The organism is Niveispirillum sp. SYP-B3756 (assembly GCF_009495745.1).
Lineage (GTDB): Bacteria > Pseudomonadota > Alphaproteobacteria > Azospirillales > Azospirillaceae > Niveispirillum.
The window spans coordinates 631,430-655,061 of sequence record NZ_WIDQ01000001.1 but is presented as its reverse complement, the minus strand read 5'-3'; the positions used below and the strand labels follow the sequence as shown (position 1 = coordinate 655,061).

16 protein-coding genes, 1 tRNA gene and 1 CRISPR repeat array (1 of these 18 only partly in view) are annotated in these 23,632 nt (G+C 61.9%); of the genes, 9 read left to right on the top strand and 8 right to left on the bottom strand.

The features are described from left to right. Window positions 1-31: 31 nt before the first annotated feature. From GE253_RS03095 to GE253_RS03080, 4 genes are all read right to left on the bottom strand, one after another. Complete coding sequence (locus GE253_RS03095) at window positions 32-1,039, bottom strand: sulfate ABC transporter substrate-binding protein (protein ID WP_153202626.1); 1,008 nt, start codon at window positions 1,037-1,039, stop codon at window positions 32-34. Between the two features lie 354 nt (window positions 1,040-1,393). Next, window positions 1,394-2,380, bottom strand: coding sequence for a hypothetical protein (locus GE253_RS03090; RefSeq protein WP_153202625.1), 987 nt, complete (start codon window positions 2,378-2,380; stop codon window positions 1,394-1,396). Window positions 2,381-2,720: 340 nt separating this feature from the next. Next, entirely contained in the window at window positions 2,721-3,932 is a 1,212-nt protein-coding gene (locus GE253_RS03085; RefSeq protein ID WP_247878441.1) for an EAL domain-containing protein, read from the bottom strand. A 323-nt stretch (window positions 3,933-4,255) separates the two neighbouring features. After that, window positions 4,256-4,330: transfer RNA gene (locus GE253_RS03080), tRNA-Gln, on the bottom strand. 243 nt (window positions 4,331-4,573) lie between these two features. Here GE253_RS03080 and rbfA point away from each other — a divergent pair. From rbfA to GE253_RS03060, 4 genes are all read left to right on the top strand, one after another. Beyond that, on the top strand, window positions 4,574-5,098 hold the full coding sequence (rbfA, locus tag GE253_RS03075; protein ID WP_153202623.1) for a 30S ribosome-binding factor RbfA: 525 nt from the start codon (window positions 4,574-4,576) through the stop codon (window positions 5,096-5,098). After that, window positions 5,088-6,029, top strand: a complete 942-nt coding sequence (gene truB, locus GE253_RS03070) for a tRNA pseudouridine(55) synthase TruB (RefSeq protein ID WP_153202622.1) — start codon at window positions 5,088-5,090, stop codon at window positions 6,027-6,029. Before rbfA ends, truB begins: the two co-directional genes overlap by 11 nt. A gap of 145 nt (window positions 6,030-6,174) precedes the next feature. Beyond that, window positions 6,175-7,392, top strand: a complete 1,218-nt coding sequence (tgt, locus tag GE253_RS03065) for a tRNA guanosine(34) transglycosylase Tgt (protein ID WP_153202621.1) — start codon at window positions 6,175-6,177, stop codon at window positions 7,390-7,392. A gap of 135 nt (window positions 7,393-7,527) precedes the next feature. Further along, window positions 7,528-8,421, top strand: coding sequence for a diguanylate cyclase (locus tag GE253_RS03060; protein ID WP_153202620.1), 894 nt, complete (start codon window positions 7,528-7,530; stop codon window positions 8,419-8,421). Window positions 8,422-8,424: 3 nt separating this feature from the next. Here the strand turns inward: GE253_RS03060 and GE253_RS03055 are convergent, their stop codons facing one another. Next, window positions 8,425-9,345 (bottom strand): LysR family transcriptional regulator, encoded by a 921-nt coding sequence (locus tag GE253_RS03055; protein ID WP_153202619.1) that lies wholly within the window; start codon window positions 9,343-9,345, stop codon window positions 8,425-8,427. Window positions 9,346-9,454: 109 nt separating this feature from the next. Between GE253_RS03055 and GE253_RS03050 the strand changes: the two genes are divergently transcribed. Then, window positions 9,455-10,267, top strand: a complete 813-nt coding sequence (locus GE253_RS03050; protein ID WP_153202618.1) for a substrate-binding domain-containing protein — start codon at window positions 9,455-9,457, stop codon at window positions 10,265-10,267. Between the two features lie 2 nt (window positions 10,268-10,269). Further along, a complete protein-coding gene (locus GE253_RS03045; protein ID WP_153202617.1) occupies window positions 10,270-11,565 on the top strand; it encodes an MFS transporter in 1,296 nt (431 codons plus the stop codon). Between the two features lie 95 nt (window positions 11,566-11,660). On the opposite strand, the gene GE253_RS03040 is transcribed toward GE253_RS03045, so the two are convergent. Further along, window positions 11,661-13,835 carry a M3 family metallopeptidase gene (locus GE253_RS03040; RefSeq protein WP_247878440.1) on the bottom strand — a complete coding sequence of 725 codons (2,175 nt, stop codon included), beginning with the start codon at window positions 13,833-13,835 and terminating at the stop codon, window positions 11,661-11,663. A 163-nt stretch (window positions 13,836-13,998) separates the two neighbouring features. Here GE253_RS03040 and GE253_RS03035 point away from each other — a divergent pair, with 163 nt between their 5' ends. Both GE253_RS03035 and GE253_RS03030 read left to right on the top strand, forming a co-directional pair. Beyond that, entirely contained in the window at window positions 13,999-14,793 is a 795-nt protein-coding gene (locus GE253_RS03035) for a polyphosphate kinase (protein WP_153202616.1), read from the top strand. Between the two features lie 481 nt (window positions 14,794-15,274). After that, a complete protein-coding gene (locus GE253_RS03030; RefSeq protein ID WP_153202615.1) occupies window positions 15,275-16,039 on the top strand; it encodes an MOSC domain-containing protein in 765 nt (254 codons plus the stop codon). Window positions 16,040-16,284: 245 nt separating this feature from the next. Here GE253_RS03030 and GE253_RS03025 read toward each other — a convergent pair whose 3' ends face one another. Next, the gene (locus tag GE253_RS03025) at window positions 16,285-17,217 is read right to left on the bottom strand and encodes a peptidylprolyl isomerase (protein WP_153202614.1); all 933 of its coding nucleotides are present in this window, start codon (window positions 17,215-17,217) and stop codon (window positions 16,285-16,287) included. A 400-nt stretch (window positions 17,218-17,617) separates the two neighbouring features. Between GE253_RS03025 and secA the strand changes: the two genes are divergently transcribed. Then, window positions 17,618-20,374, top strand: coding sequence for a preprotein translocase subunit SecA (gene secA, locus GE253_RS03020; RefSeq protein WP_153202613.1), 2,757 nt, complete (start codon window positions 17,618-17,620; stop codon window positions 20,372-20,374). 53 nt (window positions 20,375-20,427) lie between these two features. On the opposite strand, the gene GE253_RS03015 is transcribed toward secA, so the two are convergent. After that, window positions 20,428-22,806 (bottom strand): patatin-like protein, encoded by a 2,379-nt coding sequence (locus GE253_RS03015; protein WP_153202612.1) that lies wholly within the window; start codon window positions 22,804-22,806, stop codon window positions 20,428-20,430. Between the two features lie 79 nt (window positions 22,807-22,885). Further along, window positions 22,886-23,632: direct repeats of the CRISPR family, unit length 28 nt; unit sequence GGTCCATCCCCACGTGTGTGGGGGAGCC (it continues 746 nt past the right edge of the window).

Genomic DNA, 23,632 nt, shown 5'->3' with positions numbered 1-23,632 from the left:
TGTTGCGGATCGCGGTTGCTCGCTGGGGACGTTACTGGCCGGGCTTATAAATCTCATCGAAGACACCGCCATCGGCGAAGTGGGTCTTCTGGGCCTGCTGCCAGCCGCCGAACTTGGTGATGTCGAACAGGGTCAGCTTGGGGAAACGGTCGGCATATTTCTGGGCCAATTGCGGCAGGCGCGGCCGGTAATAATGCTTGGCCGCCAGTTCCTGGCCTTCCGGCGTGTAGAGATAGGTCAGGTAGGCTTCGGCCACCTTGCGGGTGCCCTTGCGGTCAACATTCTTGTCCACCACGGCCACCGGCGGTTCCGCCAGAATGGAGACAGAGGGGACGACGATTTCCAGCTTGTCCGGCCCCAGTTCGTTGATGGCCAGGAAGGCTTCATTCTCCCAGGCCAGCAGCACGTCACCAATGCCGCGCTGCACGAAGGTGGTGGTGGCGCCGCGCGCGCCGGTATCCAGCACCGGCACATTCTTATAGAGTTTGGAGACGAAATCCTTGGCGGCATCCTGGCTGCCACCGGCCTTAGCCTCGGCATAGCCCCAGGCGGCCAGATAGTTCCAGCGCGCCCCGCCAGAGGTCTTCGGGTTGGGGGTGATGACCTGGATGCCCGGCTTGATCAGGTCATCCCAATCCTTGATGCCCTTGGGGTTGCCCTTGCGCACCAGGAAGACGATGGTCGAGGTATAAGGGGAGGAATTATAGGGCAGCTTGGCTTGCCATTCCTTGGACAGCAGATTGCCGTGCTCCACCAGCGCGTCGATATCATAGGCCAGCGCCAGGGTGACGACATCGGCGTCCAACCCATCAATGACCGAGCGCGCCTGCTTGCCCGACCCGCCATGGGAGGCCTTGATTTCCACCGCCTCGCCCGTCTGTTCCTTCCAGTGCTTGGCGAAAGCGCTGTTGAATTCCTTATAGAATTCACGGGTCGGGTCATAAGAGACGTTCAGCAACTGGCTGTTGCCCCAGACGGGGCTGACCGCCAGCGTTGCCAGGGCAGCAGTGGCGATGGCGACGCGCTTGAACCATTTCATGGTGGCCAATTCCTTCGATTCCTTGGCCGGCGATGCCGGCGGGTGGCGGGCCCACGAAGGTTATTCGTGGCGCTTTAGCGTTTGGTGCGCGGCGCAAGCTGCCCGATCAAATTGCCGCGGCCGGCTGGTATTTCCTACCGGTAACGTGGAGATTGTACTGAGCCTATTTTGCTGTCAATAAAATATTTCAACAAATTAAATTTGTTAAATCACAAAATAGTAGCTTTCCAGCCCAATGCCATGGCGTGCCGCAGCTTCCATCAGCCAGCCAGCGCACATGCTTCATCGACACCGGCCGGCATGATGACACGAACTACGATGGGTTGAGTGTAAAATATTGCCGCGATGGGGAGGTCAGCTGCCGCGCTGCCAGACCTTGCTGATCAGGAAATTCTTGGCCAGGAACTGGTAGGTGCGCTTCAGGCGGTTTTCGGTTTCAGTATCCCGTTCCGGATCGTGACCGTTCCACATGTCGATCATCTCATCCCACAGCATCAGCAGCGTGTGCAATTCGTCGCGCATGTGGCGGATGAAGGTGACCTGGGCATCGAAGGTGCTGAGCATGGCCATGACCTCGGCGGTCTGGCTGTCCACCTGATTGAACAAATCGTCAAAATGCCCCAGCGGCTGCTTGGCCAGGGCGACCATGCGGGCAATATCGTTCGTAAGCTGTTGATCGGTGCGGAATATCCGCTTCGACTGGGCCAGCTTGACCATCATCTTCTGGATATGGCTATAACGTTCGCGCAATGCCTCAATATAGGACATTTCGCGGGCCAGGTTATCCACCTTATCAACGATCTCCTGCTTGCGTTCTTCCGGCAAACCGAATTGCTTTGCCAGCTTGCTGAAGGCTTCCTGTACGCGGACCTTGGTCTGCGGATCTTCGACGATCTTTTCCAGCTCGTAAGGATCGCTGACCATTTCCTCCTTGCCGCTGATCCAGGAGACAAGCTGCAAAGTCAACCGGCCGCGGGCAATAGTCAGATGGCGTTCTTCCACCCGCCACGATGCGGTGCCATCCAGCAGTTCGCGGGGGATGCTGTCGCCCGGCCGGATTTCTTTGACATATTTCAGCCCCTTTTCGACGACGCCCAGCAGGCGCGCATCCTCGCTCCGGTCGTCGATATAGAAGGATTCGCGCAAGGTACGAAACGGGATCTTGCCCCAGACATCGCCCAGATGCACGGCGAACACCGGCTCGGTATGTTCATGCAGGGTGAAATAGCCTCCGGGAAGGGAGAAGACCTTGCTTTGAAACAGGAAATGGGTGCTGGTGCTCGGCTCCTCCCCAGCTCCCCCTGTTGCCCTTCCTGTGGCCGCCAATTCCCGTTCAGACACTGACCATTGCCGGATTTCCCCGGTCCCTCATGCTTGGCAACAAAGGCACCATAACAGAAGCAGCGCCGGGTTCGCAGCAGTCCTTTATGTTCTTAAGGATGAACCGAACCGATAGGGGCGCAATATTCCAGGGTGCCAAGGGGAAACCCCAAGTGTCTGCCCGGAAAGTTATCGCGTCTTTCGAACCCTTGACCTTCCTCCACCGTCATTCCCGCGAAGGCGGGAATCCATACGACAGCGCGGATTTTGGATTCCCGCCTTCGCGGGAATGACGGTTAAGAGATTGGAAAAGAGTTGAAATTTCTTGGACGGGCACCAAGGCGCAGCCCGCGGCCCCGCCTCAATCATTCATCATTTTGGCGCTCTTGATCGCATCGCGGATCAGCACGCCTTTGCGCAGGATATTATCGACAATCCGGCCCTGTACCAGATCAATGCCAGCCTTTTCCGCAAACATCAGGCCCGAAACGCTGCCGCAGCGGGCCAGGATGAAGCGGCAATTGCTTTGCCCGCGGATCTTGTCGGCGAACACTTCATATTCATGGTCCGACATCGCTTCCATTTCGTCGGTCCAGAAGATTTTGGCATAGTCGCAGGCCATATATTCCAGGTCCATATGGGTGACCCAGAAATCATTCAGCCCGTCGATACAGATCTGGTAGCCCTTGGCGGTGGCGAAATCCACCACCTCCTTATAGGTATCGATATTCTCCACCAGATCGGCCTTGTTGATTTCCAGCACGACATTGCCGCGCAGATCGGCCGTCAGCTTTTCGTCGAACCTTACAAATGGCGCCGACATGATGGTGGAGAGATTGAGATTGAGGCCGATGCGGCGGCCGCGCAGGAAATCTACCCCGTAATTCAGGGCCTTCAGGACCGAATTGTCCAGATTGGCCGTGAAATAGCTGAACAGCCACTTGTTGGCGGTGATGTCATATTGCGGCGACAGCCGCTCTTCCAGCGCCTTGATGGCGATATACAGTTCAAAATACTCATAATGATTGCTGTCCGGAGTCTGGATATTCACCACCGGCTGGTTCAGCATGAAGGGGGAGAGATCGAACATCTGGACGGCGCGTTCGATCTTGCCCAGTTCCTCCAGCGTGATCGGGGGCTTGGTTTCCGTCTGTGCGGCGGCGGGGTCATTCTCCCGCGCCAGCCCTTCGATGAAGCGGATCACATTCACGAAGTTCAGCGACAGCTCCATGATGGAGTAGAGGCTGTCCTCCCCATAGGGGTTGCGCTTCATCATGCTGGTGCGTGACAGCATCAGCTTTTCGATTTTCGAACAGACGTCGGATATCAGGGAAAACTTGATCCCCTTGTACAAAACGATGACATCGTCATTCGACAGGCTGAACACTTGCAGATAGGCCGACTGGTCGGCCGTTTCCTGCATCGCCCGTTTGATGGAGATGATGTCGAGCTGGCTCTTATCCTTCAGCAGCGACATGTGCAGATGGATCAGGCGCAGGCCTTGCACTTCCCGCTTGGCCGATTGCAGCAGGGTCAGCAGCTTCTGGTCATCATATTCGGGTCTGTCAGGCATCGCGTTCGCAGACGAACGCTCGCCAGGCTTTACCCTGACCCAGTCGCGTTTCGGTGCATTCGGCTGCCGATTCATAAAACCGCCTTACGCCCTTTTCAGGCCGCCCGCACCGGCCACCATGACCGGCACTTCACTATCGTCCCGGCATATCCGCGTATCATGCGGTTAATTTGCCGTTAGCAGTGAACTATACAAAATTTTAGCTTTATCCAATACAACGAAATTCGATCTGCTATGCGATCATCGCAGATCGGCAGCGGCGCGCAACCGATCTTCCGTATGGTTTTCAATTGGGTTTCTGGCCGTTGATCGGCAGGGAGGGATGGCTGGGGCGCCAGGATTCGAACCTGGGAATGGCGGTACCAAAAACCGCTGCCTTACCGCTTGGCGACGCCCCAGCATCAGGGCCCGTTACCGGGCGGCGCGCACCATAGTCAAATTCATCTGCCGGTGCAACGGTATAGAAACAGATTTTTTGCGCCCTGTTCGGCAGGGTGCTGTTTCGGGGTCGTGGCCTTGCCAAACTAGCAGGTTACGGCTTGATGACTATATGCTACCCAGCGCACCCTCGAACGGTTCGACGGTGTTTTAGCCCGGCGCCGGGGTCCGATCCCCCCGCCGGGAAGAGAGGTTATTGAAAGATGAGCAGGAAACGTGATGGCGGCAAGGCCGCCAAGGGCCCTACCCAGCGTCAGTTACGGGTGGGTGAGGAATTGCGCCACGTGCTGGCAGACCTTTTGCGCCGGGCGGATTTCCGCGATCCGGCGTTGCTGGACATTAATGTCACCGTCACCGAGGTGCGGATCAGCCCTGATTTGAAGAACGCCACCGCCTTCGTCATTCCGCTGGGCGGCGGCCATCCGGATCTGATCCCGGCGCTGAACCGGGCCGCCCTGTTCCTGCGCGGCCAGATCGCCAGCGAAGTGCGCTTGCAGCACGTGCCGCGCCTGTCCTTCCAGGCCGACAGTTCCTTTGAATATGCCAGCAAGATCGACCGTCTGCTGCATGACCCGCATGTGGCACAGGATATCGTCCGCCACCTGGATGGCGAGGGCGTGCCGATGGACGAGGTGGTGGAGGAATTGCTGGAGGAGGAGGGCGACGAGGATGTTGCCGCCGAATCCGATGCCATTGATGTGAGTGGGCAGAAGAACCATGGCGCGTAAGCGCAAGGGTGTTCCCCGCCATGGCTGGCTGGTGCTGGACAAGCCCGGCACCATGACCTCGACCCAGGCCATGGCCAAGGTGCGCTGGCTGTTGAAGGCGGAAAAAGCGGGCCATGGCGGCACGCTGGACCCCATCGCCACCGGCATCCTGCCCATCGCCTTCGGGGAGGCGACGAAGACCGTTCAATATGCCATGGACGGGCACAAGACCTATCGGTTCGTGATGAAATTCGGGGAGGCGACGGACACGGACGACCGTGCCGGCACGGTGATCGCCACCGCCCCCGGTCGCCCGACGGATGCCGAAATCGAGGCGGTGCTGCCCCGCTTCACCGGGCTGATCGCCCAGGTGCCCCCGCAATATTCCGCCATCAAGGTGGCTGGCGAGCGCGCCTATGACCTGGCGCGCGAGGGGGAGGTGGTGGAACTGGCGTCGCGCACCGTGCGGGTCGATCGCTATCAGCTGATCGGCCGCCCGTCTGCCGATGAGGTGGAATTTGAGGTGGCCTGCGGCAAGGGCACCTATATGCGCAGCCTGGCGCGCGACCTTGCGGTGGCGCTGGGCACCGTCGGCCACATCACCGTGCTGCGCCGCCTGTCGGTGGGGCGCTTCACCCTGGAAAATGCGGTGACGCTGGAGGAGTTGGAGCAGATTGTCGCCGCCGGGGAACGCGACCCGGACGATCTGCTGTTGCCCATCGAAACAGCATTGGACCAGCTGCCCGCCATCGACCTTTCCGCCACGGAGGCGCAGCGCCTGCGCCATGGCCAGGGCGTGCTGCTGCTGCGCCGGGGCGACCTGGAGCGGCTGGAAGCGATGCGGGAAGGGGCGGCGGAGGGGGCAGCCCTGGCCACCGAGGCCGGTCGGCCGGTGGCCCTGGTCCGGCTGGACGGGGCGGAACTGAAACCGGTGCGGGTGTTGCACGTTTGACAGGGCGGGGGGCAAATATCTGCCCCCAAAAAACGCCCCAACTGACGCCAGCCATTCGCCGGCACCCCCTGTACAAGCGGCGCGCTCTCCCCCATACCCAGCACCAGCAACAGCGATCCATTGTGTGACGGTTCAGGGTTCCCCGATGTCTTCCACCTATCCCGGTTTCTCTTTCGATATCACCCACCGCGACCCGGCGGGTTCCAAGGCGCGCATTGGCACGCTTTCCACCCCGCATGGCGCGATCCAGACGCCGAATTTCATCTTCTGCGGTACCAAGGCGGCCATCAAGGGCATGACCACGCAGCAGATGCGGGAAGAGAAGACGGATATCATCCTGGCCAATACCTATCATCTGATGATCCAGCCGGGGGCCGATCTGGTGGCCAAGCTGGGCGGCCTGCACAAGATGATGAATTGGGATGGCCCGATGCTGACCGACAGCGGCGGCTATCAGATTTTCGCCATGGGCCATGGCAGCGTGGCGGACGAGGTGAAGGGGCGCCGCACCACCACGCGCGAAAAGACCCTGCTGAAAATCACCGAGGAAGGGGCCACCTTCCGCAGCTACACCAATGGTGAAAAGCTGTTCCTGACGCCGGAAAAATCCATCGATATCCAGCGCAAGCTGGGGCCGGATTTCGTGGTGCAACTGGATGAATGCACGCCGTTCCACGTGGATCGGCGCTACACCGCCCGATCGATGCAGATGTCGCATCGTTGGGGCGACCGCTCCCTGGCAGCCTTCCGTGAATTCGGCGGCATCTCCGCCAACGGCCTGCCCCAGGCCATGTATGGCATTGTCCAGGGCGGGGTCTATCCCGACCTGCGCAAGGAGAGTGCTGAGTACACCGCCAGCCGCGATTTCTTCGCCACCGCCGTGGGCGGTTGCCTGGGTGCCACGCGCGAACAGATGCATGAGGTGGTGGGCATGGCGATGAGCCATGTGCATCCCGACCGCCCGGTGCATCTGCTGGGTATTGGCGGCATTGTCGACATTTTCGAAGGGGTCGCCTGGGGCATCGATACGTTCGACTGCGTCAGCCCCACCCGCATCGCCCGCCATGGCTGGGCCCTGGCACCGGGCGTGAAGGGGGAGCGGCTGAACATGCGCAATGCCCGCTTCAAGGATGATGACCAGCCGATTGATGCGGCCTGCGGCTGTTTTGCCTGCCGCACGGCCAGCCGTGGCTATATCCACCACCTGTTGAAGGCGGAGGAGATGCTGGGCCTGCAATTGCTGACCATGCACAATGTCCACACCATGAACCGGCTGATGCGCGACATCCGCGCCGCCATCGCCACCGGCACCCTGGCCGAGGCGCGGCGGCGCTGGGTCTGGCAGCCCGGTGATACCGAATGACGCAACCGGGCGATATGACCCTTTGCATGGTCGGGAATGGGTCGCATTCGAATTAAATTGGGGTTAACTTCGTGACAAGGGAGGGGTGGCGCTTTGCCAGCCCCTTCCCCCCTTTGTCACAGAGTCCCGTGTTCCATGCCGATCTCCCAGACCCAGGGCAGTGGCAGCCTTGCCACCGTCATCGACGAACATCTTCGTTGGCTGACGCAATGGCACCGCGCCGCCTTTTTCGGGGCGGAGGCTGGCCTGTCGGGGCCGGATGCGGTGCCCATGCCGCAGGCTTTCATCCACTGGATGCGTCAGGCCAAGGCGCAGGCGCTGGCCTTGCAGCCGGCGGTGGAACGGCTGATCGCCCTGCATGAACAGCTGCACCGGCTGGCACGGCTGATGCTGACCCGCATCCATGCCGGTGAAATCCTCTCCCTGGCGGGGTACGAGGCGGTGCTGGATCGGTTTGATGAGTTCATCCAGCAATGCCGCCGTTTCGAACGCGCCTTCAGCGTGGCCGGCAGCGGCATTGACCCGCTGACGGGCCTGCGCAACCGCACCGGCATGATGGAAGAGCTGATGCGGGAGGCCAGCCGCTTCCACCGTTCCGGCCGGCCCTTCTGCGTGGCCCTGTGCGACCTGGACCGGTTTAAGCTGGTGAATGACACCTATGGCCATGATGCCGGTGATCGGGTGCTGGTGGCCGCCGCCGCCTGCCTCAATAGCGGCATCCGCGATATGGATGAGGCGTTCCGCATGGGGGGCGAGGAAATCCTGATCCTGTTGAAGGATGCCGGCCTGCCGGAGGCCTTGGGTGTGCTGGAACGGCTGCGCCAGGATCTGGCCGCCTTGCCGGTACAACTGGCCGATGGCCGGGTGCTGCATGTCACCGCCAGTTTCGGCGCGGCGGAAGCCGACATGGGTATCGAACCCGACCGCCTGATCGAACGGGCCGATCAGGCGCTCTATGCCGCCAAACATGGCGGCCGCAACCGTGTGGAATGCTGGACCCCGCCGGCCGCCGCCGCCCTGTCGGCCTGAATTTCAGTTTACACCCGTATCGGCGGCCGGCTCCGCCACCTCCCGCAGGATCAGGTCATAGAGCGCCTGGGCCGACAGGTTCAGCCGGCCGCCGCTGCGGGTGATCAGGCCCAGGGTGCGGCTCAACCCCGGCTCCACCATCGGCACGCCGACCAGCATCGGATAGGCGCCATTGGCCAGCGAAAGCGAGGGCAGCACCGCCACCCCCAGCCCCGCCGCCACCAACCCCAGGGCACCCGCCACATGGTTGGCCTCATAATGGATGGTCGGGCGCTGTGGCAGGCCGGCCAGCACATTTTCAATCAGGATGCGGTTGCCACTGTTCAGCGACACCCCGATCAGCCGTTCGGCCCCCAGCCGGTCCCAGCGCACGGCAGCGGCGGCGGCCAGCGGATGATCCCGACGCACGGCCAGCACATAGGGTTCGCTGCGGATCGGGTTGAACTCCACCTCCGCATTCTGGGCGCCCAGGAAGCCGATACCGATATCGGCCTGCCCCTCCTGCACCGCCGCCAACACCATGCCGGCACTTTCATCGATAATGCGGATACGTACCGCCGGATGGGTTTGGGCAAACCGGTACAGCACCTGGGGTAGCACATGGTTGGCAACCGATGGCACGCAGGCCACCGTCACCAGCTGTTTGGCCCGGCTGGACCGTTCCACCATGCTGGTCCGGGCCAGGTCCAGCTCCTCCAGAATGGCGGCGGCATGGGCCAGGAACTGCCGCCCGGCATCGCTTAATTCCACCTTGCGGGTGGTGCGTTCCAGCAGGCGCATCTCCAGCGCCGCCTCCAGCTTCTCAATCCGCCGGCTGAGCGCGGGTTGGGAGAGGAACAGCCGTTCCGCCGCCGCGCGAAAATTCAACGTCTGCGCCACGGTGACGAAGGCCTGCAACTCCCCGAATTCAAAGTCCAGCCGCATGACGTTCCTCATTGATACATATAAACTATCAATTAAGAAGATAAATGCAATTTTGATTTTTATTCCGTCGCCGCACAATGGGCAAAACACCAAACCGGAGGAGACGGACATGATACCCAGTGCCCCCCGTCAGGCGGGCGGCGCCCTTTCGCGCCTGCTCGCTACGCTGTTGTTGCTGTTACCCCTGCCCGCCAGTGCAGCGGAACTGCATGTGGCCAGCTCTGGCGGATTCGCCGCCGCCTACAAGGCGCTGGCCCCCGAATTTGAAAAGCGCACCGGTCATAAGCTGGTATCGGCCTGGGGCCCTTCCATGGGTGACACGCCGGAGGCGATCCCCAATCGCCTGCACCGGGATGAGGATATTGATGTCGTCATCATGGTCGGCGACAGCCTGGAAGGGCTGGTCCACGAGGGTGAGGTGATAGATGAAGGCCACCATGTGCTGGCCCTGTCCAAGATCGGCATGGCCGTGAAGGCCGGCGCCCCGCGCCCGGACATCTCCAGCGTCGCCGCCCTGAAACAGACGCTGCTGAGTGCCAGATCCATCGCCTATTCCGACAGTGCCAGCGGGGTTTTCCTGTCAACGGTGCTGTTCCCCCGCCTGGGCATCGCCGATGCGATGAAGGGCAAGGCCCGGATGATCCCGGCGGAACCGGTGGGCCGGGTCGTGGCCCGCGGAGAGGCCGAAATCGGCTTCCAGCAGATCAGTGAATTGTTGCCGGTGCCCGGCATCGATCTGGTTGGTGCCCTGCCGGATGCGGCGCAGAAGGTGACACCCTTTTCCGTCGGCATCGTGGCCGCGACAAAGGAGAAGCAGGCGGCCGACGAACTGGTCGCCTTCCTGTCTTCCACCGACGCAGCCCCGCTGATCATCCAGTCCGGGCTGGAGCCCGCCTCGACAGCCCGTCATTCAGGATCGTAATCATGCAGGGTTCCATCGCCAAACCCCCTTCAAAGCTGGCCACGGTGCTGCGCGTTACCAGCGGCAACTTCCTGGAAATGTTCGATTTTTTCCTTTACGGCTTTTATGCCAGCTATATTGCCAAGGCGTTTTTCCCCAGCGGGAACGAGTATGCCTCGCTGATGCTGACGTTTGCCACCTTTGGTGCCGGCTTCCTGATGCGGCCGGTGGGGGCGGTGATTCTGGGCAGCTATATTGACCGGATCGGCCGCAGCAAGGGGCTGGTGCTGACCCTGGCCATCATGGCAATCGGCACGGTGCTGATCGCCTTTGTACCCAGCTATGACAGCATCGGCATCCTGGCCCCGTTTCTGGTGCTGATCGGCCGGCTGTTGCAGGGCTTCTCTGCCGGGGTGGAACTGGGCGGCGTCTCCGTCTATCTGTCGGAAATGGCCACGCCGGGGCGCAAAGGCTTCTATGTCAGTTGGCAATCGGCCAGCCAGCAGGCGGCCATCATGGCGGCCGCCATCATCGGTTATGGGCTGAACCAAGTACTGGCGCCCGAGCAGATTCATGATTGGGGCTGGCGCGTTCCCTTCTTCATCGGCTGCCTGATCGTGCCGGTGATCTTTGTCATCCGCCGGTCCCTGCAGGAAACCGATGAGTTCCTGGCCCGCAAGCATCACCCGACCTTCAAGGAGATCGTCCTGTCCATCGCCATGAACTGGCGGCTGGTGCTGGCCGGCATGATGATGGTGGTGATGACCACGGTTTCCTTCTACCTGATCACCGTCTACACCCCCACCTATGGCCGGAATGTGCTGAAGCTGGATGGGGCGGACAGTCTGCTGCTGACCTTCTGTGTCGGCCTGTCCAATTTCTTCTGGCTGCCTGTAATGGGGGCCTTGTCGGACAAGGTGGGCCGGCGGCCCCTGTTGCTGGCCTTCACCATACTGCCCATACTGACCGCCTATCCAATGCTGAACTGGCTGGTGAATGACATCAGCTTCCAGAACATGCTGATCGCCGAGCTTTGGCTGTCCTTCATGTATGCCAGCTATAATGCTGCCGCCCTGGTGGCCTTGACGGAGGTGATGCCCCCCCAGGTGCGTACCGTGGGCTTCTCCTTGGCCTATAGTTTGGCGACGGCCCTGTTCGGCGGTTTCACGCCGCTGATCTCCACCTGGCTGATCGAGGTGACGGGCGACAAGGCGGCCCCGGGCCTCTGGATGGCGGGTGCCGCCTTCTGCGGGCTGATCTCTGTCCTCATGCTCTATCGGCGCGATGGCGTGACGATGCGGGCCTGGGCCAAGGCATGAAAAACCCCGCCTGAACCGTTCTTCTCCGGTTCAGGCGGGGCTTCCAATTCTCAACGGGCGATCTGCCGACCAGCGGATCGCCCGTTTTCTGTTGCTCAGTTCACGCGGTTATCCAGCAGACCGCGATTCTTCAGCAGCGCATCCACCTTGGGTGCGCGACCCCGGAAGCCGATATAGGCCTCCATCGGGTCACGCGAGCCGCCGGCGGAATAGACATTCTCCAACAGCTTCTTGGACAGGGTGGGGTCGAAAATGTCGCCAGCTTCCTTGAAGGCATTGAAGCCGTCAGCATCCAGCACTTCCGCCCACATATAGCTGTAATAGCCCGATGAATAGCCGTCACCGGAGAAGATGTGGCTGAAATGCGGGCTGCGGTGCCGCATGACGATTTCCTTCGGCATCCCCAGCTTGGTCAGCGTCTCCCGCTCGAACGTGTCCGGGTTCAGGCCCTTGGCATCGGTCAGGCTGTGATAGGCCAGATCGACCAGGGCAGACGAGGTGTAGGACACCGTGGCGAAGCCCTGGTTGAAGGTCTGGGACGCGATGATCTTGTCCAGCAGTTCCTTCGGGATCGGCTTGCCCGTCTTATAATGCACGGCGAACTTCTGCAGAATCTGCGGTTCCGCCACCCAATGTTCCAGCACCTGGCTGGGGAATTCCACGAAATCACGCAGCACGCCGGTGCCGGAGACCTGCGGATAGGTGACATTCGACAACATGCCATGCAGGCCATGGCCGAATTCGTGGAACAGGGTGGTGGCATCGTCAAAGGACAGCAGGGTCGGCTGGCCCTCGGCCCCCTTGGCGAAGTTGTTGTTATTCAGCACGATGGGGCGGATATCGCCGGTCAGCTTCTCCTGCGAGCGCAGGGACGACATCCAGGCACCGGACCGCTTGGACGGGCGGGCGAAATTGTCGCTGTAGAAGACGGCCAGATGCTTGCCATCCTTGTCCTTGGCCTCATAGACCTTGACGTCGGGATGGTATGTCGGGATGCCCTTCAGTTCCGTGAAGGTGACGCCGAACAGGCGGTTGGCGGTGTAGAACATCGCCTCCACCATCTTGTTCAACTGGAAGTACGGCTTGATCTCTTCTTCGTTCAGGTCGTACTTGGCCTTGCGGACCTTCTCCGCATAATAATACCAGTCCCACGGCTCGATCTGGATATTCTGGCCTTCTTTCGCGGCCAGCTTCTGCATCTCGTCGCGTTCCTCGGCGGCGCGCAGCTTGGCCGGCTCCCACACCTGCATCAGCAGGTCGCTCACGGCTTGCGGATTCTTGGCCATGGTGTCGGCCAGCTTATATTCCGCAAAGGTCTTGTAGCCCAGCAGGTTGGCGCGCTCGATGCGAAGCTGCACGATCTCCGTGATGGTGGCGTTATTGTCATGCTCGTCGCCATTGTCGCCACGGGCGATCCAGGCCTTCCAGGCCTGCTCACGCAGGGCCCGGTTGTCGGAGAAGGTCAGGAACGGCTCAATCGACGAACGCGACAGGGTGATGACGTACTTGCCGGCTTCGCCCCGGTCCTTGGCCGCCTGCGACGCGGCGGCCACCACGAAATCGGGCAGGCCGGCCAGCTGATCTTTGCTGGTCAGCACCAGCTTGTAACCCTTTTCATCCGCCAGCACATTCTGGCTGAACTTTGTGGACAGCACGGCCAGCCGTTCCAGGATGGCGGCCATCCGCTCCCGCTGCGCGCCCTGCAGCTCGGCGCCGGCGCGCACGAAGCCCAGATAATAGCGTTCCAGCACGCGGGACTGTTCCGGCGTCAGCTTCAACTGGTCGCGCTGCTTGTACAGCGTGCTGATACGCTGGAACAGGGTGGCATTCAGGTTGATGGCATTGCCATGGGCCGCCAGCAGCGGCGCCATCTCGCGCTGGATCTTATCCAGCTCGTCATTGGTGTTGGACGAGGTGAGATTGGAGAAGACGGCGGACACCCGGTCCAGCAACTGGCCGCTCTTTTCCATCGCGTCGATGGTGTTGGCGAAGCTGGGGGCTGCCTTGATATCGGTGATGGCTTTGATCTCGACCAGCTGGTCGGCCATGCCCTTTTCAAAGGCCGGGCGGAAATGGGCCGGCTTGATGGCATCGAACGGCGGAACGCCGAAGGGGGTTTTCCATTCCTGGAAGAAGGGATTCTCGGTCATCTTCGCCTTGTCAGCCTGTGCCATCTGGGTCGGTGTATCCGCCGCCAGCGCCGCAGGGACCATGGCGCCGGACAGGGAGAGGATCAGGGCCGAAGCCCCCGCCATCAAGAAGCTTTTCAACGTGCCATTCCTTTTTGCCAGGGCTTTTGCCCCTTGGATTGCCGAATTTCCATGGGTCGGCCATGCCGCTTTCCATGGCAAGGCCTGAAACGAAACCGTTACAATAGAGCCATGGTCGCACCTGCACCAACCCGGTTCATCGATGAAGGGAGTTCCACCCGCCATGGGAAATAGTCACGCCGTCCCCCATCTCGACAAGTTGGACATGAAGGAACACCGGTTCGTCGACAAGTCGGCCTATCTGAAGGAGCTGGAATCCCTGCAGGAACAAGTGATGCATGTCCAGCAGGCCTATTGGCATTCCAAGCGCCGCGCCATTCTGGTGTTTGAGGGCTGGGACGCCGCCGGCAAGGGGGGGGCCATCCGCCGGCTGACCGAAACACTGGACCCGCGCGGTTCCCATGTCTGGCCCATCGCCGCCCCGCTGCCGCAGGAACAGGGCCGGCATTATCTGTGGCGCTTCTGGCAGCGCCTGCCGGAACCCGGCACCTTCGCCATTTTCGACCGGTCCTGGTATGGCAGGGTGTTGGTGGAACGGGTGGAAGGCTTTGCCAAACCGTCGGAATGGCAGCGCGCCTATGATGAGATCAACGAGTTCGAGCGGCTGCTGATCGATGATGGCGTGCGGATCGTGAAGCTGTTCTTGCATATCAGCGAGGATGAACAGCGCCGCCGCTTCCGCGAACGGCTGCACAATCCCTATAAGCGCTGGAAGCTGACGTCCGAAGATCTGCGCAACCGCGCCCGGCGCCCGCAATATGAGCTGGCGACGAACCAGATGTTCGACCGCACCCATACCAAACAAGCGCCCTGGCACCTGATCCCCGCCGATGCCAAATGGTATGCGCGGGTGGAAGTGCTGCGCCAGGTGGTGGCAAAGCTGTCGGAAGGGGTGGACACTTCCCCACCCACCCTGGACGAGGCGTTCCTGCGCGAGGCGGAGACCCTGCTGGGGTAAGAGTCCGTCCAAGAGCTTTCAGTTATTTTCCAATCCCTTAACCGTCATTCCCGCGAAGGCAGGAATCCATACAACAGCGCGGGTTTTGGATTCCCGCCTTCGCGGGGATGACGGTAGAGAAAGGGCAAGGCTTCGAAATGCGGGATAACTTTCCGGACAGACTCTCAGAGTCCGTCCGGAAAGTCTCACGTTATCTCAACGTCTTACACGTCTTATCTTCAAACGCTACCGTCACCCCGGCGAAGGCCGGGGTCCAGAATCAAGGGGCGCTTTTCTCTACGAACTGGACCCCGGCCTTCGCCGGGGTGACGGGACTAAAACATTAACATGTTGAGAAAGAAGGAAAAGTTTTCAGACAGACTCTAAGGCAATGGCGGGCGGGGGCACTTTATCTTTTGGGAAATTCCATCGTAACCGGCTCTTCATAGTCCAACGGTACGATTGACAAGCGCCCCGCCCGCCCGCTTAAGCTGTACCCATCATGTCAGTGACCCTCGAAGCCATCCATTATTACCCGGTCAAGAGCCTGTCCGCCCAAAGGCTGGACAGCGTTTCCCTGTCACCGGGTGAATGCCTGCCGCAGGATCGGCGTTTCGCCATCCTGCACCGGGCCAGCAATTTCGACGCCACGGCCCCGGCCTGGAAGCCGAAAACCAACTTTCTGGCCCTGGTGCGGGATGAGAAACTGGCCACCCTGGTGGCAACCTATGATTCGGCCACCTGCCAACTGGTGCTGAACCGGGCGGGCAAGCCGGTGGCGCGCGGGCGGATCGATACCCCGACCGGCAGGATGCTGATCGATCAGTTCCTGTCCGCCTATATGGATGGCAGTGCTGCCCCCGGCCCTTATAAGCTGGTGGAATCGGCAGCGCATAATTTCACCGATATCCCGGAAAAGGCCGTCTCGCTGATCAATCTGGCCAGCGTGAAGGATATTGGCCGCGTCACCCAGGCCCCGGTCGATCCGCTGCGTTTTCGCGGCAATCTGCATCTGGCAGGATTGCCGGCCTGGGCGGAGATGGGGTGGGTGGGCAAGCGCATCGCCATCGGCGATACGGTGCTGGAGGTGTTCAAGACCATCACCCGCTGCGCGGCGGTGGAGGTCAATCCCAGCACCGGCGAACGCGACATGCCGCTGATCAAGGCGCTGAAGACCGGCTTCAACCATGTGGTCTGCGGCGTCTATGCCATAGTGGTGGAAGGTGGCACCGTGACGGCGGGTGACCCGGTACGCGTTCTGGACTGAGCGTCTGTCCGGAAAGTTTTCTTTTTTCAACGTCTTACGCGATTTTAGATTTTGCCCCACCGTCACCCATGCTGCGGCCGGGGTCCAGAATCACAGGCGCATTGCTCTACGAACTTGGACCCCGGCCTTCGCCGGGGTGACGGTGAGGATACAGTAAGATTTTGATAATGAATGAAAAGCTTCCAGACAGACTCTGAGCGCCATCAAAACAAAAAGGGGGACGGCGAACCGTCCCCCGATAGGCCTTACTTCTTTTCCGCCGGCTTGGCCGGGGCGGCAGCCGCCGGGGCCGGGGCGGCCGGCATCGGGCCGCCATCAATGTTGAAGGTTTCCACCTTCGCACCCTTGCGCAGGCCCTGGATCACCTCTTCGGCGATATCCTGCGCAACGGCAGAGCGGAGCTGCGGGGCGGCCTGGTCGAAGGTCGGCAGGGTCTGCTTGCGCTTATCCTCAACCTTGATGACGTGATAGCCGAACTCGGTCTTCACCGGGGTCTGGCTTAGGTCGCCGGGCTTCATGGCGAAGGCGGCCTCGGCGAATTCCTTCACCATCTGGTCCTTCACGAAGTAACCCAGATCGCCACCATTGGTCTTGGTGCCATCCGTGCCCTTCTCGCCGGCCAGCTTGGCGAAATCGGCGCCACCCTTGAGCTGCTTGATGATGGCGTCGGCCTCTTCCTTGGTCTTCACCAGGATATGGCGGGCGCGCACTTCATCCTGCGGCGGGTTGGCCTTGACCCACTTGTCATAGGCGGCCTTCAGCTTGTCCTGGCTCATGCGCTTGTCGATCTCGGCGCGCAGCCAGGCCTGCTGGACGAACTGCTGTTCGGCCTCTTTCAGGCGCTTCTTCACTTCCGCGCTGTCCTGCAGCTTGGCCTTGTAACCGGCCTCCGTCACCAGTTCGGACTGGACCAGCTGTTCCAGCAGCTGCGGATAGATCATCTGCACCGGATAATTCTGCGCCTCCGGCCCCAGCTGCTGCAGCGAGGCCAGCACATCTGAGCGCTTGATCTCCTTGCCATTCACGCGGGCAACCACCGGATCGTCGGCCAGCGACGGGGCGGCCTTCTTGTCGGCGGGGGCCTTGGCGTCCTGCGCCAGGGCGGTCATGGAAACAGAACCCAGCGCGGCCGTCGTCATGGCGACAACCAGGGCGGCACGCATCGTCTTGACCAGCATCTTAGGAATTTCCCTCACATCAAAGGCTGGGCCGGCCAGTAGGTCCGCCAGCTTTCCACGAAATCTATTCACCCAGCCCGACCGGCCATCCCCGAAAAGGGCCCCGCCAGGACTGTCCGCATAAAGCATGAGTGCCCATGCCCCGGCAAGACCATGCCATCACGGGGCCGGAAAATGGCGTTAAAAGACTGTCATCTTCCACCCAAAATCAACAGCGGGCGGCTGGATTGAGTGAAGCCACGTTGACCAGAAGGCGAAGCGGTCTTATCTGTCACCGGTGCCGGCTCCTGTCCAAAGGGGATGGCGCGCTCAAGTCCCGGCGGCCGGTGACGGCCGATCCGGGTTTTGCTGTGTTACGCGTTCTTCTACCTTCCTGCCTTTATGCTTCGCGGAGTTCTCCATGTTCGGTGCCATTGCCCGCAAATTGTTCGGCAACGCCAATGAGCGGGTGGTCAAGGGCTTGCGCAAAAAGGTCGAGACGATCAATGCGCTGGAGCCGAAGCTGCAAGCGCTCTCCGATGCCGAATTGCAGATGCGCACCGACTGGCTGCGCGACCGGCTGGAGAAGGGCGAGTCGCTGGACGACATCCTGGCCGACGCCTTTGCCACCGTGCGCGAAGCCTCCAAGCGCGTCATGGGGATGCGGCATTTTGACGTGCAGCTCATCGGCGGCATGGTGCTGCATTCCGGCAAGATCGCCGAAATGCGCACCGGTGAAGGCAAGACGCTGGTGGCAACCCTGGCCGTGTACCTGAACGCGCTCCAGGGCAAGGGCGTGCATGTCGTCACCGTGAACGATTATCTGGCCAGCCGCGATGCCAGCCACATGGGCAGGCTCTATGGCTTCCTGGGCCTGACCACCGGCGTCATCGTGCATGGGCTGGATGATCATGAACGCCGTGATGCCTATGCCGCCGACATCACCTATGGCACCAACAACGAATTCGGCTTCGACTATCTGCGCGACAATATGAAGTACCGGCGCGAGGACATGGTCCAGCGCCCCTTCAATTACGCCATCGTCGATGAGGTGGACAGCATTCTGGTGGATGAGGCGCGCACGCCGCTGATCATCTCCGGCCCCTCCACCGACAGTTCAGAGCTGTATATCGCCGTCAACAAGGTGATCAATCGCCTGGACGAGAGCGATTACGAGAAGGACGAGAAGGCCAAGGCCGTCTCCATGACTGAAAGCGGCACGGAAAAGGTGTCGCAGATCCTGACGGAGATGGAGCTGCTGAAGAGCGGCGACCTCTACGACATTCATAATATCAGCCTTGTTCATCACGTGAACCAGGCGCTGAAGGCGCACAAGCTGTTCACGGCCAATGTCGATTACATCGTGAAGGACGACAAGGTCGTCATCATCGATGAATTCACCGGTCGCATGATGGATGGTCGCCGCTATTCCGAAGGGCTGCACCAGGCGCTGGAAGCCAAGGAGGGCGTGTCGATCCAGCGGGAAAACCAGACGCTGGCCAGCATCACCTTCCAGAATTACTTCCGGATATATCCCAAGCTGTCCGGCATGACCGGTACGGCCATGACGGAAGCCGCCGAATTCCAGGAAATCTATGGGCTGGAAGTGGTGGATATCCCCACCAACCTGCCGGTCTGCCGCATTGATGCCGATGACGAGGTCTATCGCACGGCGGCGGAGAAGTATGAGGCCATCGTGAAGCTGGTGGATGAATGCCAGCAGCGCCAGCAGCCCATTCTGGTCGGTACCGTTTCGATTGAGAAATCAGAGACGTTGTCCACCCTGCTGAAAAAGAAGGGCGTGCCGCATAACGTGCTGAACGCCCGTTACCACGAACAGGAAGCCTATATCGTTTCGCAGGCGGGTCGTCCCGGTGCCGTAACGATCGCCACCAACATGGCCGGTCGCGGCACCGACATCCAGTTGGGCGGCAACCTGGAAATGCGTATCGAGTATGAGCTGGCCGAGCTGCCGGAAGGGCCGGAGCGCGATGCGCGCATCCAGACCATCAAGGAAGAGGTTGCCGCCGCCAAGCAGGTGGTGCTGCAAGCCGGCGGGCTTTATGTGGTGGGCACCGAACGCCACGAAAGCCGCCGCATCGACAACCAGTTGCGCGGCCGTTCGGGCCGCCAGGGCGATCCCGGCGCCTCGAAATTCTTCCTGTCGCTGGATGATGATCTGATGCGCATCTTCGGCAGCAACCGGCTGGACGGGATGCTGCAGAAGCTGGGGCTGGAACAGGGGGAGGCGATCATCCACCCCTGGATCAACAAGGCCCTGGAAAAGGCGCAGCAGCGCGTCGAAGCGCATAATTTCGACATCCGCAAGAACCTGCTGAAATACGACAATGTGATGAATGACCAGCGCAAGGTCATTTATGAACAGCGCCGGGAGATCATGGACGCCACCGATGTGGCCGAAATGATCAAGGAAATGCGGCATGAGGTGATTACCGACACGGTGCGCCGCGCCATCCCGGAAAATGCCTATGCCGAACAGTGGGACATGAACCTGCTGCACGAGGAATGCCTGCGCATCCTGGGTGCCGACCTGCCGGTGCGGGAATGGGCCAAGGAAGAAGGCATCGCCGATGAGCAGATCACCGAACGCCTGCTGGAATTCGCCGAGGCCAAGATGGCGGAAAAGGAAGCGGCCTATGGGCCGGACCTGATCCGCAATATCGAGAAGAGCCTGCTGCTGCAGATCCTGGACCAGGTCTGGAAGGACCATCTGCTGTCGCTGGATCATCTGCGCCAGGGCATCAACCTGCGCGCCTATGCCCAGCGCGACCCGCTGAACGAATATAAGCGCGAGGCGTTCGAACTGTTCTCCGGCCTGCTGGATAATCTGCGGGAGCAGGTGACCCAGATGCTGATGCTGATCCAGGTGCGGGTGACCGAGCCCGACCTGACGCCCCCGCCCTTCATCGGCGAGGAAAGCCGTTTCGACCCGGCCATGGCGGCCCCCGCCATCCCGCCGGCGGACGCCCCCTTGCCCGAGGGCATGGTGCGCCGCAGCCCGCAGATCGCCGGGGCCGGTTTCGGGGCAGGCCTGTTGCCGGTAGCGGAAGAAACCGATCTGGTGGGGGAAGACACCTGGATCAACACGCCACGCAATGCCCCTTGCCCCTGCGGCAGTGGCAAGAAGTACAAACACTGCCACGGTGCGGCGGTGTAATGACAAGGCCGGGGGAAACCCCGGCCTTTTTTATGCGTGATAGCCGCCGCCCCTTATCCACACGCCTCCACCCATTTCCGGATCTGCTCCATCGCCGGATGCCCGCAGCCGAATCGCGCCTCCTCCGCCTGCAGGATGGCGTGGAAGGCGCGCAGTTTATGGGCGTTGATGCGGGCTTCCGTCAGGGTCAGCCCGCCGGCATCCACCAGCAGGTCGATGCAACGTTCCGCCGCGTGCAGCCGGCCCAGCACATAATCCAGCGCCCGGTCCTGCCGGCTGAAAAAGCCGCCAAAGGCATTCATCCGGGCACTGCGCAGTTCCACTGGCGCCCCGCCCCGGCGCAGCAGCCGGGCATCGGGCGGGCCGATGCGGTCCACCTTGATGGCGTGGAATTCGTCCAATTCCACCCAGCCGCTGGTGGAAAAGGTCAGCACATCCCAGAAGGCGAAGCCCAGATAGGCTTCGAACACCCGCGTCCGCGCCGCAGGCCCCAGATAATTCAGCCCGACCAGGGCGAAAATCTCATCCACCTCCACCGACTGGGCTTCCAGGTTCCAGACGCTGGCCAGCCGTTCCAGCGCCCGATCCAGCGCCGCCGACCCCGGCGGGCTGTGGCCATCGCCGCGCAGCAAATGGTCAAGCGCCGAACGGTCCCCGGCATTCAGCATATCCAGGCCGATGGCATGGGGCAGCCGTTCCAGCGCGCTGTACAGCCCGGCCTTCATTTCATCCAGGTCACTATGTTGCGTATCGGCGAATTCGCCGTCGCCCAGCAATGTGTAGAGACCATTCAATTCCCGGATCAGGAAACGCAGGCGGCGATCACGGAAGGCAACATCGAACTCCCGCAGAAAGCGCACCCAGGGCGGCGCGCTGTCCGCCGGGCCGGTTTCCACCTCCGGCGGGGCATCGATACGGTCGGGCAGAACGCCGCGCGCCCGCGCCCATTCATGCAAGGCGGCCTGCATGGTGGCACGGCCCACCGCGTCGCCCCGGCCCAGACAGGGGGCCAGCACCGCTGCCAGCCGTTCCAACGCCCCTTCGATTTTCAGCCGCAGATAGGCTTCATAGGCAAAACCGGCCTGGGATGCCGCCGCGCGGCTGGCGGCATCGCGCCATTGCCGCACCTGTTCGATGCTGGGCGCATCGGGCAGCGGGCCGCCCACCACGCGGGCCACCTGTTCGCGCACGCGCGGGCGGGCGGCATCCAGCAGGCCGCGCAGCCGTTCCACCCGCGCGTTGCGCCCGGCAATGGCCAGCAACTCATCGCGCACCGGTTCATTGCGGGGAATGTCCGACAGGGCCCCCCGGATGGTGCGGAAGAAGCCCGGCGGTTCCGGCTTGGCCGCACCGTTGGTAACCGCCGGCTTAGGGTCGATATAGACCATGCGCCGGTCAACCTCCCGATAGGCGGGGCGACCGGCAATGGCGGCCAGGGCGGCGGCAAAGGGCTTGTTGTTCAGCACCGACCCATCAATGAAGCTGGCCTGTTCCGGGTCGGCCCCATGGCGGCGATATTCGGCGAAATTCCGCTCAAAAAACCGGGCGCGGCCTTCCCAGCGCTCCGCCCGTTCATGCAGCAGATGGTCCATCTGTCTTATCTGCGCCGGGGGGAAGGCACCGGGATAGCTGGCAGAGGCACGGGCGGCGAATACCAGCCCCGGCACATCGCCATCGGTGAAATCGCTATCCACATCCCCGGTGGCCCCCCGCCGATAACGGAAACTGAACCGGTGGCGATGTTCCCGTTCGGTAATTTCCGGTGGGTCATGGGCGGGGATGCGGGTGGTATAGCCGTGGAAATCCGTGGTGGTGATATGAAGCGACAAGGGCAGGCCGCGCGGCATCAGGCTGGCATCGGGCCGGGCCCCGCTTTTGCCCATGGCGTGCGCGGCATCCAGCAGGAATTCCATCAGCCGCTTGCCGTCAAAGGGCGGGGAGAACCAGCGCGACCGCACGAAGAAGGACAGCTTGTCCCGCGTTTCCTCATCCGGGGCCATATTGGTGTAACGGCGGAACCAGAGCCAGAGCAGGGGCCGCATGAACCATTTGCTCCACCGCCCGGCCTTATGGTCTTGCGTCAGCAGGGCGGTGACATCGGCATTTTCCAGCCACAGCCGGGTCAGCGGTTCCAGATCCAGATCATGGGCGATGGCGCGGGCCAGCAGCACGGCATTGATGCCCCCCGCGCTGGCCCCCGCCGCCACATCCACCAGCACCCGCAGCGACAGGTCTGGCAGCAGATCGGCCAGCAGGCCACGATACACCACCTCAGTATCCACCGGTGCCCGTACGGGGCCATGGGGCGGCGCGTGCAGCCCATGGCTGGCCCGCACCAGCTTCCACAGCTCCTTGGTCACGCCATGCATGTAAACGGCCAGACTGACCCCGCCATAGCAGACGAGCGCGATCCGCAGCTCCTTCTCCTTCAACGGCTTACCCTCCCGGCGGTTTATTTTCACCAGTGTGGGCCGGGCAGGGGGCGGGGTCAACGCGCGCCGTCACAGGGGGGAGTATTCCCCAAGGGTGTGGGGGAGCCCGAAACGCTACGGCTGTACCCGGGAGCCTGGTGAGGTCTATCCCCACGTCTGTGGGGGAGCCCAGCCCGTCATTTCAGCGCCAGCCGGTGCCGAGGGTCCATCCCCACGTCTGTGGGGGAGCCGCGCTTGGCACATCGCCGGGGCGGCGAATGGCGGGTCCATCCCCACGTGTGTGGGGGAGCCGTGTCGGCCGGCAACTCGATCTCGAACGGCAGGGGTCCATCCCCACGTGTGTGGGGGAGCCCTGGCCGCGAAGAGGCGGTCATCGATGCCCTGGGGTCCATCCCCACGTGTGTGGGGGAGCCGGGTGCCTTTCGACACAGGGAGCGCTCCACATGGGTCCATCCCCACGTGTGTGGGGGAGCCGAGCGGGCACAACCTGATGATACCCTACGCGGGGGTCCATCCCCACGTGTGTGGGGGAGCCCTGTCCATCCTGCTGCGTGATCCGGCGGAACGGGGTCCATCCCCACGTGTGTGGGGGAGCCGGGCCAAGGCATCGCGCGCGTGTGTCATGGGAGGGTCCATCCCCACGTGTGTGGGGGAGCCGAACCGACATGCCGCTGATGAGTGGGCAACCCAGGTCCATCCCCACGTGTGTGGGGGAGCCCCGGCCAAGGGCTTGGTGTAGGGTCCGGTAAGGGGTCCATCCCCACGTGTGTGGGGGAGCCGCGGCGGCAAGCCCGCTTTCCAGCGGCGTGGCAGGTCCATCCCCACG

What these genes read in the sequence shown, in the direction of transcription:
- GE253_RS03095 (WP_153202626.1), bottom strand. Translation starts at nt 1,039, where the DNA reads ATGAAATGGTTCAAGCGCGTCGCCATCGCCACTGCTGCCCTGGCAACG.
- GE253_RS03085 (WP_247878441.1), bottom strand. Translation starts at nt 3,932, where the DNA reads ATGCCTGACAGACCCGAATATGATGACCAGAAGCTGCTGACCCTGCTG.
- rbfA (WP_153202623.1), top strand. Translation starts at nt 4,574, where the DNA reads ATGAGCAGGAAACGTGATGGCGGCAAGGCCGCCAAGGGCCCTACCCAG.
- truB (WP_153202622.1), top strand. Translation starts at nt 5,088, where the DNA reads ATGGCGCGTAAGCGCAAGGGTGTTCCCCGCCATGGCTGGCTGGTGCTG.
- tgt (WP_153202621.1), top strand. Translation starts at nt 6,175, where the DNA reads ATGTCTTCCACCTATCCCGGTTTCTCTTTCGATATCACCCACCGCGAC.
- GE253_RS03060 (WP_153202620.1), top strand. Translation starts at nt 7,528, where the DNA reads ATGCCGATCTCCCAGACCCAGGGCAGTGGCAGCCTTGCCACCGTCATC.
- GE253_RS03055 (WP_153202619.1), bottom strand. Translation starts at nt 9,345, where the DNA reads ATGCGGCTGGACTTTGAATTCGGGGAGTTGCAGGCCTTCGTCACCGTG.
- GE253_RS03050 (WP_153202618.1), top strand. Translation starts at nt 9,455, where the DNA reads ATGATACCCAGTGCCCCCCGTCAGGCGGGCGGCGCCCTTTCGCGCCTG.
- GE253_RS03045 (WP_153202617.1), top strand. Translation starts at nt 10,270, where the DNA reads ATGCAGGGTTCCATCGCCAAACCCCCTTCAAAGCTGGCCACGGTGCTG.
- GE253_RS03035 (WP_153202616.1), top strand. Translation starts at nt 13,999, where the DNA reads ATGGGAAATAGTCACGCCGTCCCCCATCTCGACAAGTTGGACATGAAG.
- GE253_RS03030 (WP_153202615.1), top strand. Translation starts at nt 15,275, where the DNA reads ATGTCAGTGACCCTCGAAGCCATCCATTATTACCCGGTCAAGAGCCTG.
- GE253_RS03025 (WP_153202614.1), bottom strand. Translation starts at nt 17,217, where the DNA reads ATGCTGGTCAAGACGATGCGTGCCGCCCTGGTTGTCGCCATGACGACG.
- secA (WP_153202613.1), top strand. Translation starts at nt 17,618, where the DNA reads ATGTTCGGTGCCATTGCCCGCAAATTGTTCGGCAACGCCAATGAGCGG.